This window comes from Cetobacterium sp. 2A, assembly GCF_014250685.1.
Taxonomy (GTDB): domain Bacteria; phylum Fusobacteriota; class Fusobacteriia; order Fusobacteriales; family Fusobacteriaceae; genus Cetobacterium.
The window spans coordinates 368,266-385,918 of the sequence record NZ_JACFAJ010000006.1 but is presented as its reverse complement, the minus strand read 5'-3'; the positions used below and the strand labels follow the sequence as shown (position 1 = coordinate 385,918).

The 17,653-nt window shown below is 31.3% G+C and carries 19 protein-coding genes and 1 riboswitch; of the genes, 17 read left to right on the top strand and 2 right to left on the bottom strand.

Annotation, left to right across the window (positions count from 1 at the left end):
* Positions 1-2: 2 nt before the first annotated feature.
* A complete protein-coding gene (locus H3N56_RS05665; protein WP_185880288.1) occupies positions 3-1,502 on the top strand; it encodes a YifB family Mg chelatase-like AAA ATPase in 1,500 nt (499 codons plus the stop codon).
* A 147-nt stretch (positions 1,503-1,649) separates the two neighbouring features.
* Complete coding sequence (locus H3N56_RS05660) at positions 1,650-2,201, top strand: ferritin family protein (RefSeq protein WP_185880287.1); 552 nt, start codon at positions 1,650-1,652, stop codon at positions 2,199-2,201.
* Between the two features lie 50 nt (positions 2,202-2,251).
* Here the strand turns inward: H3N56_RS05660 and H3N56_RS05655 are convergent, their stop codons facing one another.
* Positions 2,252-3,427 carry a M20 family metallopeptidase gene (locus tag H3N56_RS05655; RefSeq protein ID WP_185880286.1) on the bottom strand — a complete coding sequence of 392 codons (1,176 nt, stop codon included), beginning with the start codon at positions 3,425-3,427 and terminating at the stop codon, positions 2,252-2,254.
* Between the two features lie 19 nt (positions 3,428-3,446).
* Complete coding sequence (locus H3N56_RS05650; protein WP_185880285.1) at positions 3,447-4,868, bottom strand: YfcC family protein; 1,422 nt, start codon at positions 4,866-4,868, stop codon at positions 3,447-3,449.
* 223 nt (positions 4,869-5,091) lie between these two features.
* Here H3N56_RS05650 and H3N56_RS05645 point away from each other — a divergent pair, with 223 nt between their 5' ends.
* From H3N56_RS05645 to H3N56_RS05575, 15 genes are all read left to right on the top strand, one after another.
* Positions 5,092-5,928 carry a MurR/RpiR family transcriptional regulator gene (locus H3N56_RS05645; protein ID WP_185880284.1) on the top strand — a complete coding sequence of 279 codons (837 nt, stop codon included), beginning with the start codon at positions 5,092-5,094 and terminating at the stop codon, positions 5,926-5,928.
* A gap of 50 nt (positions 5,929-5,978) precedes the next feature.
* Positions 5,979-6,938 (top strand): RluA family pseudouridine synthase, encoded by a 960-nt coding sequence (locus tag H3N56_RS05640; RefSeq protein ID WP_185880283.1) that lies wholly within the window; start codon positions 5,979-5,981, stop codon positions 6,936-6,938.
* Positions 6,931-7,527: a ribonuclease HII gene (locus H3N56_RS05635; RefSeq protein ID WP_185880282.1), complete on the top strand. Its 597-nt coding sequence runs from the start codon at positions 6,931-6,933 to the stop codon at positions 7,525-7,527. Before H3N56_RS05640 ends, H3N56_RS05635 begins: the two co-directional genes overlap by 8 nt.
* Before the next feature lie 22 nt (positions 7,528-7,549).
* Positions 7,550-7,912, top strand: a complete 363-nt coding sequence (locus tag H3N56_RS05630) for a YraN family protein (protein WP_221893438.1) — start codon at positions 7,550-7,552, stop codon at positions 7,910-7,912.
* Positions 7,896-8,093, top strand: coding sequence for a hypothetical protein (locus H3N56_RS05625; protein WP_185880281.1), 198 nt, complete (start codon positions 7,896-7,898; stop codon positions 8,091-8,093). Before H3N56_RS05630 ends, H3N56_RS05625 begins: the two co-directional genes overlap by 17 nt.
* A 43-nt stretch (positions 8,094-8,136) precedes the next feature.
* Positions 8,137-8,727, top strand: a complete 591-nt coding sequence (locus tag H3N56_RS05620) for a ComF family protein (RefSeq protein WP_255492160.1) — start codon at positions 8,137-8,139, stop codon at positions 8,725-8,727.
* Positions 8,727-9,326 carry a hypothetical protein gene (locus H3N56_RS05615; RefSeq protein WP_185880279.1) on the top strand — a complete coding sequence of 200 codons (600 nt, stop codon included), beginning with the start codon at positions 8,727-8,729 and terminating at the stop codon, positions 9,324-9,326. The genes H3N56_RS05620 and H3N56_RS05615 overlap by 1 nt, the downstream gene beginning before the upstream one ends.
* A gap of 122 nt (positions 9,327-9,448) precedes the next feature.
* Positions 9,449-10,204: a triose-phosphate isomerase gene (tpiA, locus tag H3N56_RS05610; RefSeq protein WP_185880278.1), complete on the top strand. Its 756-nt coding sequence runs from the start codon at positions 9,449-9,451 to the stop codon at positions 10,202-10,204.
* Between the two features lie 24 nt (positions 10,205-10,228).
* Positions 10,229-11,752: a 2,3-bisphosphoglycerate-independent phosphoglycerate mutase gene (gpmI, locus tag H3N56_RS05605; protein WP_185880277.1), complete on the top strand. Its 1,524-nt coding sequence runs from the start codon at positions 10,229-10,231 to the stop codon at positions 11,750-11,752.
* A 44-nt stretch (positions 11,753-11,796) separates the two neighbouring features.
* Positions 11,797-11,974: riboswitch (Lysine riboswitch) on the top strand.
* A gap of 112 nt (positions 11,975-12,086) precedes the next feature.
* Positions 12,087-13,577 carry a Na+/H+ antiporter NhaC family protein gene (locus tag H3N56_RS05600; RefSeq protein WP_221893437.1) on the top strand — a complete coding sequence of 497 codons (1,491 nt, stop codon included), beginning with the start codon at positions 12,087-12,089 and terminating at the stop codon, positions 13,575-13,577.
* Between the two features lie 34 nt (positions 13,578-13,611).
* Positions 13,612-14,706 carry a redox-regulated ATPase YchF gene (gene ychF, locus H3N56_RS05595; RefSeq protein WP_185880276.1) on the top strand — a complete coding sequence of 365 codons (1,095 nt, stop codon included), beginning with the start codon at positions 13,612-13,614 and terminating at the stop codon, positions 14,704-14,706.
* 94 nt (positions 14,707-14,800) lie between these two features.
* The gene (locus tag H3N56_RS05590) at positions 14,801-15,283 is read left to right on the top strand and encodes a DUF177 domain-containing protein (RefSeq protein ID WP_255492159.1); all 483 of its coding nucleotides are present in this window, start codon (positions 14,801-14,803) and stop codon (positions 15,281-15,283) included.
* Between the two features lie 36 nt (positions 15,284-15,319).
* Positions 15,320-15,502: a 50S ribosomal protein L32 gene (gene rpmF / locus H3N56_RS05585; protein ID WP_185880275.1), complete on the top strand. Its 183-nt coding sequence runs from the start codon at positions 15,320-15,322 to the stop codon at positions 15,500-15,502.
* 102 nt (positions 15,503-15,604) lie between these two features.
* Positions 15,605-16,621, top strand: a complete 1,017-nt coding sequence (gene plsX / locus H3N56_RS05580) for a phosphate acyltransferase PlsX (RefSeq protein ID WP_185880274.1) — start codon at positions 15,605-15,607, stop codon at positions 16,619-16,621.
* Positions 16,611-17,603 (top strand): beta-ketoacyl-ACP synthase III, encoded by a 993-nt coding sequence (locus tag H3N56_RS05575; RefSeq protein WP_185880273.1) that lies wholly within the window; start codon positions 16,611-16,613, stop codon positions 17,601-17,603. Before plsX ends, H3N56_RS05575 begins: the two co-directional genes overlap by 11 nt.
* Positions 17,604-17,653 lie beyond the last annotated feature (50 nt).

Sequence of the window (17,653 nt, the reverse complement as noted above, 5' to 3'; positions counted from 1 at the left end):
AGATGTTAGTTAAAGTTCTAAGCTCTAGTTATTTAGGAATTGAACCTTTTTTAGTTGAAGTCGAAGTAGATATTACCAATGGATTACCAATTTTTACTATAGTCGGATTAGGTGATACTGTGATATCTGAGAGTAGAGACAGAATAAGATCTGCAATAAAAAACATGGGATATAACTTAGAGCCTAAAAGAATAGTGGTTAACTTGACACCTGCAAATATGAGAAAAGTAGGATCTCATTTTGATTTGCCTATAGCAGTTGGGGTTATGGTTGGAATGAGACTTGTAAAAGATTATACTGGAATATTAAACAGATATATGTTTATAGGAGAACTATCTTTAACTGGAAAAATAAGAAGAAGTCATGGTGTTATAAGTGGTGTTTTACTAGCTAAAGAACTGGGATATGAAGGAATTGTTATCCCAACTGAAAATTTAAAAGAAGCTTCTATAATAGAAGGAATAAAAATAATTCCAGCAGATAATTTACGAGATGTTATGAATTTTTTACAAAATGAAAAAGTTAAAGAATATAAAGTTCCTAAAATGGAAGAAAATTTTGTATTTGATATAGATATGTCTGATGTAAAAGGACAAGAAAAGGCTAAAAGAGCAATAGAAATATCAGCAGCAGGTGGTCATAATTTAATAATGGTTGGTGCACCAGGATGTGGAAAATCAATGCTAGCAAAAAGAATAAGTACGATACTTCCTGAAATGAATGAAAAAGAAATTATAGAAACAACTAAAATTTATAGTATATCTGGTGGATTAAATGAATCAAAACCAATAATAAATAAAAGACCATTTAGAATGCCACATCACACAACAACATCTGCAGCTGTAATAGGTGGTGGAAAGGTTCCAAGACCCGGAGAAATAAGTTTAGCCAATAATGGGGTATTATTTATGGATGAGTTTGTAGAGTTCCCAAAAGATGTCATAGAGAGTCTGAGAGAGCCTTTGGAGGAGAGGAAGGTTTCAATAACTAGAAGTATGGGAAAAGTTGAATTTCCAGCTAATTTTATTTTTGTTGCAGCATGTAATCCATGTCCGTGCGGTTTTTCATTTGATGATGATAAGTGTAACTGTAGTTCTTTTGAGATAAGAAGATATGCGAAAAAATTATCAGGACCAATTATAGATAGAATAGATTTATATATTGAAATTAGAAGGCTCTCAGAAGAAGAGATGATTAATTTATCAAATGGAGAAAAATCTTTGGATATAAAAGAAAGAGTTAAAAAAGCAAGAGATATTCAAATAGAAAGATTTGGTGATGAAAAGCTAAATGGATATATGAGTAATAAAGATTTAGAAAAATATTGCCATTTAGATTCAGAGTCTGAAAAGATAATGAGAGGAGCTATTAGAAGTTTGAATCTTTCTATGAGAGCTTTTAATAAAGTTTTAAAGGTAGCTAGAACTATAGCTGATTTAGAGAATTGTAAAATTATAAATAAGATTCACTTGATGGAAGCTTTAGCTTTTAGAAAAAATTAAAAAAACTTGAAAAAAATTATTGACATAATAGAATAAATGCTGTATATTAATATTATAACAGATTTGTAATTATTACAAATTGATGAAAACCAAAAATCAAACCAAAAATCAATAATAAAAAATTAAGAATTTACGGAGGAAGAAAAAATGGCAAAAGTAAAATGTATTGTTTGTGGAGAAATATTAGATGCTTCAGCAGAAATCTGTCCAGTTTGTAAAGTAGGAAAAGATAAATTCGTAGCTTACGAAGAATCAGCAGAAAGAGTATGGGCTTCTGAGCATAAAGTTGGAGAAGGATTAGCTTGTGGAGATGAAGAGATCATCGAAGGATTAAGAGCTAACTTTAACGGAGAATGTATGGAAGTTGGAATGTACTTAGCTATGGCAAGAGTTGCAGATAGAGAAGGATATCCAGAAGTAGCAGAAGCTTACACAAGAATAGCTTTTGAAGAAGCTAACCATGCTGCAAGATTTGCTGAATTATTAGGAGAATGTGTAACTGATTCAACAGCAGAAAACCTAAGAAGAAGAGTAGAAGCTGAATACGGAGCAACTTCAGGGAAATTTGAAATTGCAAAGAGAGCTAAAATGTTAGGATTTGATGCAATACACGATACAGTACATGAAATGGCTAAAGATGAAGCTAGACATGGAAGATCATTCTTAGGATTATTAGAAAGACACTTCGAAAAAAAATAATAAATAGATATTAAAAAGGTGATAATCTCAAAAGAGATTACCACCTTTTTTTATATCTTAAAAGATTTAGATTTATTTACTTTGAACTCTTCTTTTATATTTTTAAGATTGTCAGAGTTAGTTATTAAATCATAAGATGAACCTGCTAATATTTTAGCAGCCATAACTACAGCGTTATGAGCATCAGAAGATTTTCCAGCATTTAAAAACTCATCTGAATGTGACGATGCATTTTCTGGAACAAAAGCTATCCTGATACAAGAACCAGGAACTTGATACATAACATTTCCAAAATCACTAGAACCAGTTTTTTCTCTAGGTGGTGATAATTTTGGAGCTCCAATAAGTGAAGCGTTTTCCATCAGTAAATCATTTAATTTGATTACTGGAATTTTGTTATCAAGAGATTTAGTTTCTTTTATCTCATAATCTGTTTCAGTCATTAAAGAAGCTCCATGAACAACTTTTTTAAATCTTTCAATAACGTGATTTAAATAAGCTCTATCATATGAACGAATACTAAATTTAGCTTCTGCTAGTTTTGGAACAACATTTGCAGGACCGCCAGCATTGCTAATTGTATAGTGTATTCTAGTGTCTTCTTTTATATGTTCTCTCATAAATTCTATACCTTGGAATAAAAGTAAAACACCATCTAAGGCACTTCTTCCTTTTTCTGGAGCCAGTGCAGCATGTGCACTAGTCCCATGGAAAGTCACTGTAAAGTTAGACATTGCCAGTGATTTTATATCAGTTGTAGTTGTTGGAGATCCATGCATCATAAGAGCTACATCGATATCTTTAAAACAACCATTTTCAATCATTTTTATTTTACCACCTATAGTTTCCTCTGCAGGTGTTCCATAAACTACAAGTTTATAAGGTGTGTTGTTGATAGTATTTTTTATTGCTAAGGCAGCACCAACAATTGAAGGACCTTGCATATGATGGCCACAAGCGTGACCCATATTTTCTATTGCATCATATTCGCAAAGTAGTCCGATTGAAGGACCATTTTCCCCGCATTCAAAAGTTGCTTTGAACGCAGTTTCGTATCCCCCTATTCCTTTTTCAATCTGAAAACCATTTTCTGATAAATATGAAGTTAATAACTCTGAACTTTTGTATTCCTCTAAACCAATTTCAGGATTATCAAATATATAATCAGAATGTGTTGTCAGAATTTTACTTATTGAATCGATATAATTAAAAATTTGTTTTTTCATTGAAAGCTCCTTTTGTTTTTTAGAAAGGACCGTATCCTATCATGTTTGCGATTATGATTAATATGGCACCTGTTACTACCCATATTCCAAATAGTTTCCCCATATACTTCATCCAATCTTCATATGAGATATTTGCTATGGCAAGGAATCCCATAAGTGCAGATGAAGTTGGAAGGACATAGTTACTTAATCCATCTCCGAAGTTGAATGCAAGAACAGCAGTTTGTCTAGTCATACCAATCATATCAGCAACAGGAAGCATGATAGGCATAGTTACAGCAGCTTGACCACTTCCAGAAGTAACAAGTCCGTTTATAAATAGTTGCATTAAGAACATACCTATTGATTGTAAAACTTGAGGTAGAGCAGCAAGACCATTTCCTAGGTAGTAAACAGCTGTATCTAAAATCTTACCATCATCTAATATGATAGAGATAGTTCTTGCAAGACCTATTATTAGAGCACCGAAGATAAGTCCTTTAGCACCTGAAACAAACTCTTTAGCAATTGTGCTTGGAGTAAATCCATAAGCAAGTCCACCTAAAATTCCCATCCAAATGAAGACAGCAGCACTTTCATTAAGCCCCCAATGCCAGTTGGCTCCTCCGTAAACTAGAAGTCCAAATAGAACTAAAACGATTGCAAGAACAAGATAATGTTTCTTTTGTATTTCAGGGAAAGCGTTTTCATCTTTTTTGAAATCGTTTTCCTGTTGTTCTAATTCATAAACAACACTTAATTCAGGATTCTTTTTAACTTTTTTTGCATATTTTATTATATAGATATTTGTAACTATTAAATAAACTGCAAAACAGAATATTCTATATCCTAATCCTGAGAATAGTGGTAATCCAGCAAGAGCTTGTGCAACACCGGTTGTGAAGGGATTAAAAGTTCCAGTACTAAATCCAATGGCACCACCAAGAATAACCATAGAAACACCGACGATGGCGTCATATCCCATTGATCTCGCTAGCATAATAGCTACAGGAGCAAAACCTATAAAAGTATTAACCCCCATAGTCATACATGCCAGTGCGAAAATAGAAGTGAAGGCAGGAATTATTAGTTCCTCTTTATTAGCAAAGAATTTGGTAACTTTAGTTGTTAAAGCCTGGAACATTCCAGTTTTTAAAATTACATGGAAAGCTCCCCCAACGATTAAAATAAGAAAAATAATACTGCTAGACTTATTTAAACCACTAACGACTTTTAATGGTACATCCATTATACTAACTGGAGTATTTTTAATAAAGCTAAATTGATCAGCTACTATTACAGTTTTTCCAGTAACAGCATCCTTAATTCTTGGAAAACTTCCAGCTGGAACAATCCATGTTAATAATGTAGCAAATAATATTAAACCAAAAATGATTACATAGGTATGTGGAAAATCGAATTTTTTCTTTGATACAACTTTGATTTTTTCTGTAGTTTGCATAATTCCCCCTTAAATTTTATTTCTTAATAAACATTTTCGAAATAAAATGTTTATTAATATTCTTTACAGAATAAAATATACATGACCTATAATAAATTGTCAAGCTCTTTTTCGGTAAAAAATGTTCTATAAAAAACAGAGGTCATAATAATTGTTTATATTTATTGTAGAAAAACGGCTAAACATGATAAGCTATAGCTAATAAAAATTAGGGGGAATAGATATGTTAGAGTCTTTAAAAAATAGAATAAAGACTAGTAAATTAACCAAAACAGAAAAGTTAATAGCTGATTATTTTCAAGAAAAAGAAAGCAAATTATATTTTATGACATCAAGAGATATTGCCGCTGAATTAAAAGTTAGTGATACATCAATAATAAGATTTGTAAAATCGTTAGGATTTGAAAACTTTACAGAATTTAAAGATTCTTTGAAAGAAAATATAAGCAATAAAATTATAACGCCAAATGAAAAATTAAATAGAAATAAGCTTTTACTGGAATCGGAAAAGATGATGGATATTTTTTTGGATAATATAGAGAGTAATATATCAGAAACTTTTTCAAAGAATTCAATAGAGAGCTTAAATACAGTTTCAGAAGTTTTATTGCAATCTCAAAAGAAGTATGTCATAGGTTTTAAAAGTACTTCTGGATTTGCAGCATTTTTTGGATTGAGACTAGGGTTTGTGATGGAAGGAGTGAAAACTTACTCTAGAAATAGTTCTGAATTACTAAAAGATATAGTGGATATTAAAGAAGGTGATTGTCTATTTATTGTCGCTTATCCAAAATACTCTAAAACTTATAATTTACTTATAAAAATAGCTAAAAAAGCTAAAGCTAAAATAATAGTTTTAACAGATAAAGCGACATCACCCGTAATAAAAGATTCGGATATAACTTTATTTATTAATATATCAGGAATCAGTTATTTTAACTCCATGGTTGCAACTCAAGCTCTTCTAGAATATTTTCTAACTGATTTAAGTCGTAAAATTGGAAACAAAGGGAATGAGAGATTGGCCTTGATTAATAGCTATTTAGATGAAAATTTATAAAAATAATGTTATAATTATAAAAAATAGATTTTTAAATAAAGAGGTTGTTAATGGAAAAATTTAAAGAGATTATATCTCTAAAAACAGAAGGTTCAAATAAGGGACAAAGATTGGATGCATATATAAGTGAAGTTTTAGACGATGCAACTAGAACATACATTCAAAAATTGATAGATAATGGAAATATTGAAATAGTAGGAAAAGATAAAATAAAGAGTGGAAATAAGTTAAAAGGTAATGAAGAGATTATAATTAAAATTCCAGAAGATGAAATTTTAGAGCTTCTACCAGAAGATATTCCACTGAATATAGTTTATCAAGATTCGGATATGGTTATAATTAACAAAACACATAATATAATAGTTCATCCTGCTCAAGGATTTTATACAGGGACTTTAGTGAATGCAGTTTTATATCATATAAAAGACCTCTCAGGAATAAATGGAGTTATAAGACCAGGAATAGTTCATAGACTTGATAAAGATACTAGTGGACTTATCATAGTTGCAAAAAATGATGACGCTCACGTTAAACTTACTAATATGTTTAAAGATAAAACTATTGAGAAAAGATATGTATGTATTTGTAAAGGAATCTTTAAAGATAGAAATGGAAGAGTTGAAACACTAATTGGAAGAGATCCAAAAGATAGAAAAAAAATGGCAGTTGTAGATATGAATGGAAAAAACGCAATTACAAATTATACTGTAGTGGATGAATTTAATAACTTCTCACTGGTAGAAGTTAGAATAGAGACTGGAAGAACACATCAAATTAGGGTTCATATGAAATATTTAAATCATCCTATTTTAGGCGATTCAGTTTATGGAAATGGAACGGATATAGCAAAAAGACAGATGCTTCATTCTTACTATTTAAAATTTAATCATCCGAGAACTGGAGAAGAAATGCAAATTGTGGGTGAGTTACCAGAAGATTTTATTGCGGTAGCAAAAAAACTGAAATTAGATACTAGCAAAATAGAGAAAATAGGAGTTGTAAATGAGTAGTTTATATGATTTTGATTTAATGATAGGAGATATAGCTGGAGTAGATGAAGCAGGAAGAGGACCTCTTGCAGGACCAGTTGTGGCAGCGGCGGTAAAAATAAGAAAATATGATGAAAGATTTGAAAAAATAAATGATTCAAAAAAATTAAGTGAAAAATTAAGAGAAGAGTTATTCGACGTTATACTTACTAATTGTTATGTAGGTGTAGGAATTGCAACAGTTGAAGAGATTGATAATATCAATATTTTAAATGCAACTTTTTTAGCTATGAGAAGAGCTGTTTCTGAATTAAAAGAAGATGTTAGTTTTGAAAAACTATTGGTAGATGGAAATCACAAGATAAGAGAGTATGATGATGAGCAAGAACCTATAATAAAAGGTGATGGGAAAAGTCTAGCAATAGCAGCAGCTTCTATAATAGCTAAAGTTACAAGAGATAGACTGATGGAAAAAACAGCAGAGCTATATCCTGGATATGAATTTGCAAAACATAAAGGATATGGAACTAAAAAACATAGAGAATTAATCTTAGAAAAAGGACCAATAGAGGCACATAGAAAAACATTCTTAAAAAAAATAATAAAATAGTGTATAACTTAGAGGTGGGCTAATGATAAGTAATAAGAGTAAAGGTTATATTCACGAAGAGAAAGCTGGAAAGTTTTTAGAAGAATCTGGTTTTTTAATACTTCAAAAGAATTATTTTGCCTCTTTTGGTGAAATAGATTTGATAGTCAAAAAAGATAAAATGATTGTTTTTGTAGAAGTGAAATATAGAAAAAACTCAAATTATGGATACGGATCAGAAGCTATAGATAGAAATAAAAGTAGAAGAATATATTTTAGTGCTATGGAGTATTTAAGAAAATATAAGTATCAAGATTATATGGTTAGGTTTGATGCTATAATTTTTTTAGGGGAAAAAATGGAATGGATTGAAAATGTATTGTGGGGTGATGAGATTGGATTTTAAATGTTTGAAATGTGGAAGTGATAAATATATTGTAAAAACAGCTATAATTCCTGAAAAAAGTCCTGGTTTAAAGTTAGAAATTAGTAATTATTATCTTAAAATTTGCTTGAATTGTGGACATACTGAAATGTACTCAGCAAAGATTATAGATAGAGATGAAGAACTTAAGCCTCAATATTAAAAAGTTTATTTTTTCAAGAAAATGCTGTATTTGCAATGAAGTTATGAAAAAAGATTCAGAGGAGTACATTTGTAGTAAGTGTTCTTTTAAGTTAGAAACTTTAGGGAAATTAAAAAGCCGAAAAGGAGTTTATTTTTCTTTTCATTATGAAGAAATAAAATCTTTGATTTGGGATTTTAAATTTTCTAATAGAAAATATATTTCAAAAGAGATAGCGAAATTTATAAAAGAACCATTAAATGAACTCATAAAAGAATTGGGGATAGATGTTGTGATACCAGTTCCAATAAGCGATACAAGAATGAGGGAACGTGGATTTAATCAAGTTGAAGAATTTTTAAAAGAGTGTAATATAAAGTACGAAACTATTGAGAGAGCTAAAAATACTAAGCACATGTATGAGATTGATAGTATTGAAAAACGAAAAGAAAATTTAGTTTCAGTATTTAAAGGTAACTTAAACCTACATGATAAAAAAATACTTTTAGTTGATGATATAGTAACAACTGGATCAACTATTGAAGAAATTAAAAAAGAACTTAAGAGTTACAATAAAACTATCGAAATATTTATATTTTCTTTATCGGTTGTCAGAAGTTATCTAAAAAATAAAACAAATGATGGAGTAAAATGATGGAAATATATATTGATAATACAAGGTATGAAATTCTCGAGAAAAATTTTAATTTTTCAAGAGCTATGAATGAAATAAATAAAATATTAAAAAAACAAGATAAGGTTTTATTAACATTACATGTAAATGGTTCAAATATTGAAGAAAATAGTGTTGTAAGTTCTGAAAATGTAAAATTGATAGAGGTATCAACAAGAAGTCACAGAGAGATTATACTTGAATCATTTGGTTTTTTCAGTGATTACTTAGATCATTATTTTGATTTGACAGATGACATAATATCAGGAGAGTCAGCTTTTATAGATGCTCAAAAATTATACGATGTTATGCAATTTATAGCTTGGACTTATAGTTTGCTTTTAGCAATAAAGGATAGTACTGCTATAGATTTGAATTATTATGATTATGATGAGTTTGTACAAAGTTTTAAAATGAGTTTTGAAGCAGCCCAAAAAGCATATGAAAACCAAGATATTGAAGTGCTATTTGATATATTGGAAATAGAGTTAGGAGAATTCTTAATAGATATAGAAAATAATCTTGAAGGATACGAAGAACAGATTACGAAAGAAGAGGTTATGAAAAATTTGTTAAATTAGAGAAAAAAATACCCAAAGAAAGATGAAAATATCTTCTGTTTGAGATTTTGTAAAAACATTTTCAATATGTTATATTATTAATAAGTAATAATAAAATAAAATTATTAGGGGGTATTAAAATTATGAGAAAGAAAATAATTGCAGGTAACTGGAAAATGAATAAAACTGTTGGAGAAACTAGAGCGATGCTTTCAGAGCTTAAGGAACTAGTTTCAGATGTTAACAGTGTTGAGATTGTAGTAGGAGTTCCATTCACAGCTTTAGAAGCAGCAGTTGAGACAGTAAAAGGATCTAATATTGATATAGCAGCACAAAATATGTATCCAAAAGATTCAGGAGCATATACTGGTGAAATATCTCCAGTTATGTTAAAAGACCTTGGAGTTAAATACGTAATTTTAGGACACTCTGAAAGAAGAGAATATTTTAAAGAATCAAATAAATTTATTAATGAAAAAGTTAAATCTGCATTAGCGCATGATTTAATCCCTATACTTTGCATTGGTGAAAAATTAGAAGATAGAGAGTCTGGAAAAACAAACGAAGTTAATGAAAAGCAACTAAGAGAAGGTTTAGAGGATTTAACATCAGAAGAAGCGGCAAAAGTTGTAGTAGCTTACGAGCCAGTATGGGCAATTGGAACTGGTAAAACAGCAACTCCAGAAATGGCTGAAGAAACACATGCAGAAATTAGAGCTGTCTTAGCTGATATGTTTGGAAGACCTACAGCAGAAAAAATTACTATTCAGTATGGTGGATCAATGAATCCAGGAAATGCAAAATCTTTAATGAAGCAACCTGATATTGATGGTGGATTAGTTGGTGGAGCCTCTTTAGAAGCTAAATCATTTAATGATGTTATAAAAGCAGGACTATAATTATAAAAAATGGAGAGGTGTAAAATGGATAAAAAACCTTTAATGCTTATGATATTAGATGGTTGGGGAATTAATCCTCACTCACAAGAAAAAAATTCAATACTTGAAGCTAATCCAAAGAATTTTTTAGAATTGGTTGCTAAATACCCTCATTCACAACTAAAAGCTTCAGGAGAAGCTGTTGGACTTCCAGAAGGACAAATGGGGAATTCTGAAGTAGGACATTTAAATATAGGAACTGGTAGAATTATATATCAACCATTAGTTGAAATAACTAAAGATATAAGAGATGGAGATTTTTTTAAAAAGCCAGAGTTAGTACAAGCTTTCCAATATGCTAAAGATAGCGGAAAATCAATTCACTTCGGTGGATTACTATCAGATGGTGGAGTTCATTCACATATCAATCATTTATTTGGACTTTTAGAAATGGCTAAAAAATATGAATTAGAAAATGTTTATGTTCACGCTTTCATGGATGGTAGAGATACACCTCCAACTTCAGGACTTGGATTTATGGAAGAGTTAAAAGAAGAGATGGAAAAATTAGGTGTTGGAAAAATTGCAACTGTTTCTGGAAGATACTATGCAATGGATAGAGATCACAACTGGGATAGAACTCAAAAAGCTTATGATGTAATGGTTGGAAAAAATGTTACAAGCATGGCAGTAACTGGACTTGAAGCGGTAGCTCAGTCGTATGAACAGAAAAAAACCGATGAGTTTATAGAGCCTACTCTTGTAGATTGTTTTGGAACTATAAAAGAAGGAGATGTATTTATAAACTTCAACTTTAGACCAGACAGAGCAAGACAGATAACTAGAGCGATAAATGATAAAGACTTTACTGGATTTAAAAGAGATTATGTAGGAGCTAAAGTTTATTGTATGAGACAATATGATGTAACAATAGATGCACCTGTAATCTATAAAGATAAAGCAATAACTAATACTTTAGGTGAAGTTTTATCAAAGCATAACTTAACTCAGTTAAGAACTGCAGAAACTGAAAAATATGCTCATGTTACATTCTTCTTCAACGGTGGAAAAGAAGAACCTTTCCCAGGTGAAGATAGAGAACTGGTAGCATCTCCAAAAGTAGCTACATATGATTTACAACCTGAAATGTCATCTTTAGAGCTTACAAATAGAACTTTAACAGCATTAGACTATAAACACTATGATGTTATAGTTATAAACTTTGCTAATCCTGATATGGTTGGGCACACTGGAAACTTTGATGCTACAGTAAAAGCTATAAAAGCGGTAGATGACGCATTAGGAAAAATAGCTACTAAAATTTTAGATAAAGATGGAATACTTCTAGTAACAGCAGATCATGGAAATGCTGAAAAGATGGTGGACCCTGAAACTAATGAGATGTTTACTGCTCATACGACAAATGATGTTCCATTTATAATGGTTTCTAATAATTATACTGGTAAATTAGCTAATGGAAAGTTGTCAGATATAGCTCCAACAATATTAGAAATATTAGGAATTGATAAACCTGAAGAAATGACAGGAATGTCTTTATTGACAAAATAGTTTTTGAATGCTATTATTAAATACAATTAAGTTTCAAAATAATATTTTTAGGTAGAGGTTGCAAGTAGAAAAAGTATTTTAACAGAGCTGGACAAAGCTGTGAAGTTAAAAGAAAGGTTTATTTGCCGAAGCACTAGGAGTTTGTCAGAACCTATTGCTGGGTATGTAGAGAATATCTATATAACTGTCATTGAATTTATTCAATGTTGAGCTATCAAAGTAATTACTATATATTTTATATTGTACTTACACTACCGTGATTTGTTTTTCTCACGGTAGTTTTTTTTTACCTAAAAATACCTGGAGCTAATAAAATAACTTGGAGGTATTTCTTATGCAAAATATTATTTCTTTACTAAAACTTAGTCCTGTTGCCTTGTTGGCAATGCTTATGATTCTAGGCGTAGATGCACTTGTAGCTGCACCTATTGCAACAATTTATGCAGCACTTGTAGCTGTTGTATGTGAGAAAAGAACCATGAATGAAATTATGGACTCTGCTATCAATAATGCAAGAGAGATGCAATTAGTATTTTTTATACTAATGATGGCATATGCAATGGCTGAAGTTTTCATGGCAACTGGAGTTGGAGCTTCTATTATAAATCTATCATTAAATGTTGGACTTACAGGTAGAACAATAGCTGTCGTTGGAATAATAGTTACATCTATATTATCTATTGCGACAGGGACTAGCTGGGGAACATTTGCAGCTTGTGCACCAATTTTCTTATGGCTTAATCATATAGTTGGAGGAGATGTACTTTTAACTACAGCTGCAATTGCTGGTGGCGCTTGTTTTGGAGACAATATAGGTCTTATTTCTGATACAACTATAGTTAGTTCAGGAATACAAGGGGTAGAAGTTGTTAAAAGAATAAAGCATCAAGGTTACTGGTCAGGACTTGTGCTTATAATAGGAGTAGTATCTTTTTATGTAGCAGGAGTTGTTATGGGATTACCAACTATGGTTGGAGACGCAGCATCAGCTATAGATAAAATTCCTCAAGAAGTTTGGACAAAACTTGCAGAGGAGAGAGAATCAGCAGTAATTTTATTAAATCAGGTAAAAACTGGAGTTCCAAAATATATGATAATTCCATTAGTTTTAGTATTGATAGCTGCCTTTAGAGGTGTTTCAACTTTGGCTTGTTTATTCGTTGGAATATTATCAGCTTTTATCTTAGGGATTTTTGCAGGAACGGTAAAAAATGTAATAGACTTTTTAAATCTTTTAATGTCAGGGTTTTCAGGAGCAGGTTCTTGGGTAATAGTTATGATGATGTGGGTAGCTGCATTTGGTGGAATAATGAAACTTATGAATGCGTTTAAACCTTTATCGGATTTAGTTGTAAAAATTTCTAAAAATGTTAGACAACTTATGTTTTATAATGGAATTCTTTCTATCTTGGGAAATGCAGGACTTGCAGATGAGATGGCTCAGATAGTTACTATAGGACCAATTATAAGAAACGTTGTAGAAAATAATGTAATTGCTTCACCAGAAGATATGGAAACTTTAAAATTAAGAAATGCTACATTTAGTGACGCGTTAGGAGTATTTGGATCTCAATTAATTCCTTGGCATGTATATATAGGGTTTTATGTAGGGATAGCTAATGCAGTTTACCCTCTTCATCACTTTGTAGCTATGGATATAATAAAATATAATTTCATGGCATTTGGAGCTGTGTCGAGTATTTTAATTTTAACAATCACAGGACTTGATAGACTTGTACCTAATTTTGCTATACCAAGTGAACCACGTGTAAAATTAAGAGGGACCGCGCAAGAGAGTGTTTACAAAAATTCTCATATATGTTAAAATTTAGAGTAAAATAAATTTTAGGAGGAACCCCATGATAGGTATAGGAATTGTAGGACTTCCAAATGTTGGTAAATCTACTTTGTTTAATGCAATAACTAAAGCAGGAGCTGCTGAAGCTGCTAACTACCCATTTTGTACAATAGAACCAAACGTTGGAATGGTAACTGTTCCAGATTCAAGACTTGAAGCACTTTCAAAGATAATAAATCCAGAGAGAGTTGTACATTCTACTGTTGAATTTGTGGATATTGCAGGACTTGTAGAAGGAGCTGCAAAAGGAGAAGGGTTAGGAAATAAATTTCTTTCTAACATAAGAAACACAGCCGCTTTATGTCAAGTTGTTAGATGTTTTGAGGATGAGAACATAATACACGTAAGTGGTTCTGTTAATCCAATAAGAGATATTGAAATAATCAATGGAGAACTTATCTTGTCGGATATAGAGACAGTTGAGAAAGCTCTAGAAAAACAATCAAAATTATTTAAAGCAAAACAAAAAGAGGCTATGCAAATAGTTCCTGTTTTAGAAAAGTGTAAAGTTCACTTGGAAGAATATAAGCTTCTTAAAACGTTACAATTAACTCCAGATGAATTTGAGCAAATTAGAGTTTATCAGTTATTAACTCTTAAACCTATGATATTTGCTGCTAATGTATCAGAAGATGATTTAGCAACTGGAAATGAGTACGTTGAGAAAGTTAGAGAATATGCTAAAGATCTTGGATCTGAAGTTGTAGTTGTTTCTGCAAGAGTTGAATCTGAACTTCAAGAGATGGAAGATGAAGATAAAAAAGAATTTTTAGAATCATTAGGAGTTGACGAACCAGGACTTAACAGACTTATTAGAGCTGGATTTAATTTACTAGGACTTCAAACGTATTTTACTGCTGGAGTTAAAGAAGTTAGATCGTGGACAATAAGAATTGGAGATACAGCACCAAAGGCAGCTGGAGAGATTCATACTGACTTTGAAAGAGGGTTTATTAGAGCTAAAGTTGTTTCATATGAGGACTTTATAAAGTACTCTGGTTGGAAGGGTTCTCAAGAGGCTGGATCTCTAAGACTTGAAGGAAAAGATTATATTGTTAAAGATGGAGATTTAATGGAGTTCCTATTTAATGTATAGTTTTATTCAAAAATTTTGTTAAGAAAATTTACTTGACAACATCTAAAAAAACTAGTAAAATAACTAGGTATTGTATTTATGAAGGAGGTTATCTTTGAAGATAAAAATTAATGAATTAATGGGACATTCAAAGATAGAGTTCGACTTTACTGCTGACAGTATCGATGGAATTGATCTTAAAGGTGATGTTCATGTAACTGGAATAGCTTATAACAATGGAACACAGTACATTGTGACTGGAGAATACAAAACAACAGTAACAACTCAATGTGTAAAATGTTTAGAGAATATTTTGGAAACGATGGAAGGAAGCTTTGAAGGAAAGTTTTTAGATTCTAAAAGCTATAAAGAGTACCTGAAATCTTTGGCTTCTGATAGTGAATTGGGAGAAGAATCTCTCGATGAAGCTGTAAATGGAGAAATAGACATTTTAGAGTTGGTTAGACAGTATATAATACTTGATTTGCCTCTATATCCTGCTTGTGTACCTATGTGTAAAGATGCTTCGGCTCTTGAAAAGTATAGTGACGACGGGATAGATCCTAGATGGCAGCAATTATTACAGATAAAAAATTAAAAATTAAAATATTTATGTAGTAGGAGGGAAACTAAGATGGCAGTACCTAAGAAAAAGACTTCAAAAGCTAAAAAAAATATGAGAAGATCTCATGACGCAATAACTGCTTCGGCTCTTGCAACTTGTGACAAGTGTGGAGCTCCAAGAAGACCACACAGAATTTGTCTTGCATGTGGAGATTACAACGGTAAGCAAGTTTTAGCTGTAGCAGCTGAGTAATAGTTATTAAAAAAAAGCAAGATGATAAAATCTTGCTTTTTTTTATTTCAAGATTATTGTATAATATTAACTAGAAGTGTATACAATAAAGAGGTGAATTTTTTGAAAATAGCTTTAGATGTTATGGGTGGAGACAATGCACCTAGGGAAACTATAAGTGGAGCAGTCTTAGCTCTTAAAGAAATAAAAGGCTTATCACTTATACTTGTTGGTGATAAAGATGCCATAGAAAAAGAGTTAGCAGAACACACTTACAATAAAGAAAATGTCGAAATAAGAGAAGCTTATGATGTGGTTGGAATGGATGAAGATCCAATTCAAGCTGTTAGAAATAAACCTAAATCATCTATGAGTATAACTTTGGATCTAGTAAAGAATGGAGAAGCAGATGCGTCTGTTTCAGCAGGAAATACTGGAGCTCTTATAACTGCAAGTCAACTTAAGTTAAAAAGAATAAAAGGGGTTTTAAGACCTGCTATTGCAACAATATTTCCTGCTAAAGGAAAACATATAGTACTTATGGATGTTGGAGCAAATTCAGATTGTAGACCAGAATTTATAGAGCAATTTGCTGTAATGGGAACTATATATGCAGAGTCACTACTAGATGTTACTAAACCAAAAGTTGGATTATTAAACATTGGAACAGAAGAAGGAAAAGGAAATGAAATTACAAGAAATTCATATGAACTTTTAAAAGAAAATAAAATGATAGATTTTATTGGAAATATAGAGAGTAGAGAAATGATGGATGGAAGTGTAGATGTAGTTGTCACGGATGGATTTACAGGAAATATGGTTTTAAAAACAGCAGAAGGAGTTGTTAAGTTTATTTTCGATACTTTGAAAGAGGAAATTTCTAAGACAAATTTTGGAAAAATTGGAGCTATGCTTCTTAAACCAGTTTTTAAAAAATTGAAAAATGAAATGGATTCTTCTGAATATGGAGGAGCAATATTTTTAGGACTTAATGGAATATCTATAAAAGCACATGGAAACTCTGACGCAAAAGGTATAAAAAATGCTATCAGAGTTGCAAATAAATTTGTTGAGAATGGTTTCTTAGAGAAATTAAAAGAGGCTGTAGATGTTAGTAAGGAGGAAAAAAATGAACTTTAAAAACGTAGGAATTGTAGGTCTTGGATCGTATGTTCCAGAAAGAATTGTAACTAATTTTGATCTTGAAAAGATGGTGGACACATCAGATGAATGGATAAAGTCAAGAACAGGAATAGAAGAGAGAAGATTTGCTGCTGAAGATCAAGCGACATCTGATCTTGCTGTTGAAGCATCTAAAAAAGCTTTAGAAAAAGCGGGACTTACTGCTGAAGATATAGACTTTATAATTTTAGCTACAGGAACACCAGATTATTTAATTCAAAGTACTGCTTGTATAGTTCAAGAAAAACTAGGAGCTAAAAATGCAGCGGCTTTTGATTTAAATGCTGCATGCAGTGGATTCGTATACGCGTTAACAATGGGTACGGCGCTTATAAAGAGTAATATGTACAAAAGAGTTCTTGTAATAGGTACAGAGGTTCTGTCAAGAGTTGTAGACATGCAAGATAGAAATACTTGTGTTCTATTTGGAGATGGAGCAGCTGCAGCAGTTCTTGCGGAAGTTGAACCTGGATATGGTATAATCTCACAATATTTAGGAGCAGAAGGGGAAGACCAAGAGACTCTAAGAGTCCCAGCGGGTGGAACTAGAAAGCCAATTACACCAGAAGTTTTAGAAGAAAGAAGTAACTTCTTAAAAATGAAGGGACCAGAAGTATTTAAGTTTGCAGTAAAAGCACTTCCTAAAGCAACAATTTCTGCGATGGAATCAGGAAATGTATCTGTAGAAGATATTTCTATGGTATTTCCTCATCAGGCAAATCTAAGAATAATTGAAGCAGCTTCAAAAAGAATTGGAATTCCTGTAGAAAAATTTTATATGAACTTAAATAAATTTGGAAATACATCATCTGCTTCAATAGGGTTAGCTCTAGGAGAGGCATTAGATAAAGGTCTTGTAAAAAAAGGAGACGTAATTGCACTTACAGGTTTTGGTGCTGGATTAACTTACGGATCTATGATAATAAAGTGGGCATATTAATATAGTTATTGACATAAAAAAAAGTTCATGATATATTAAAAAACACATGT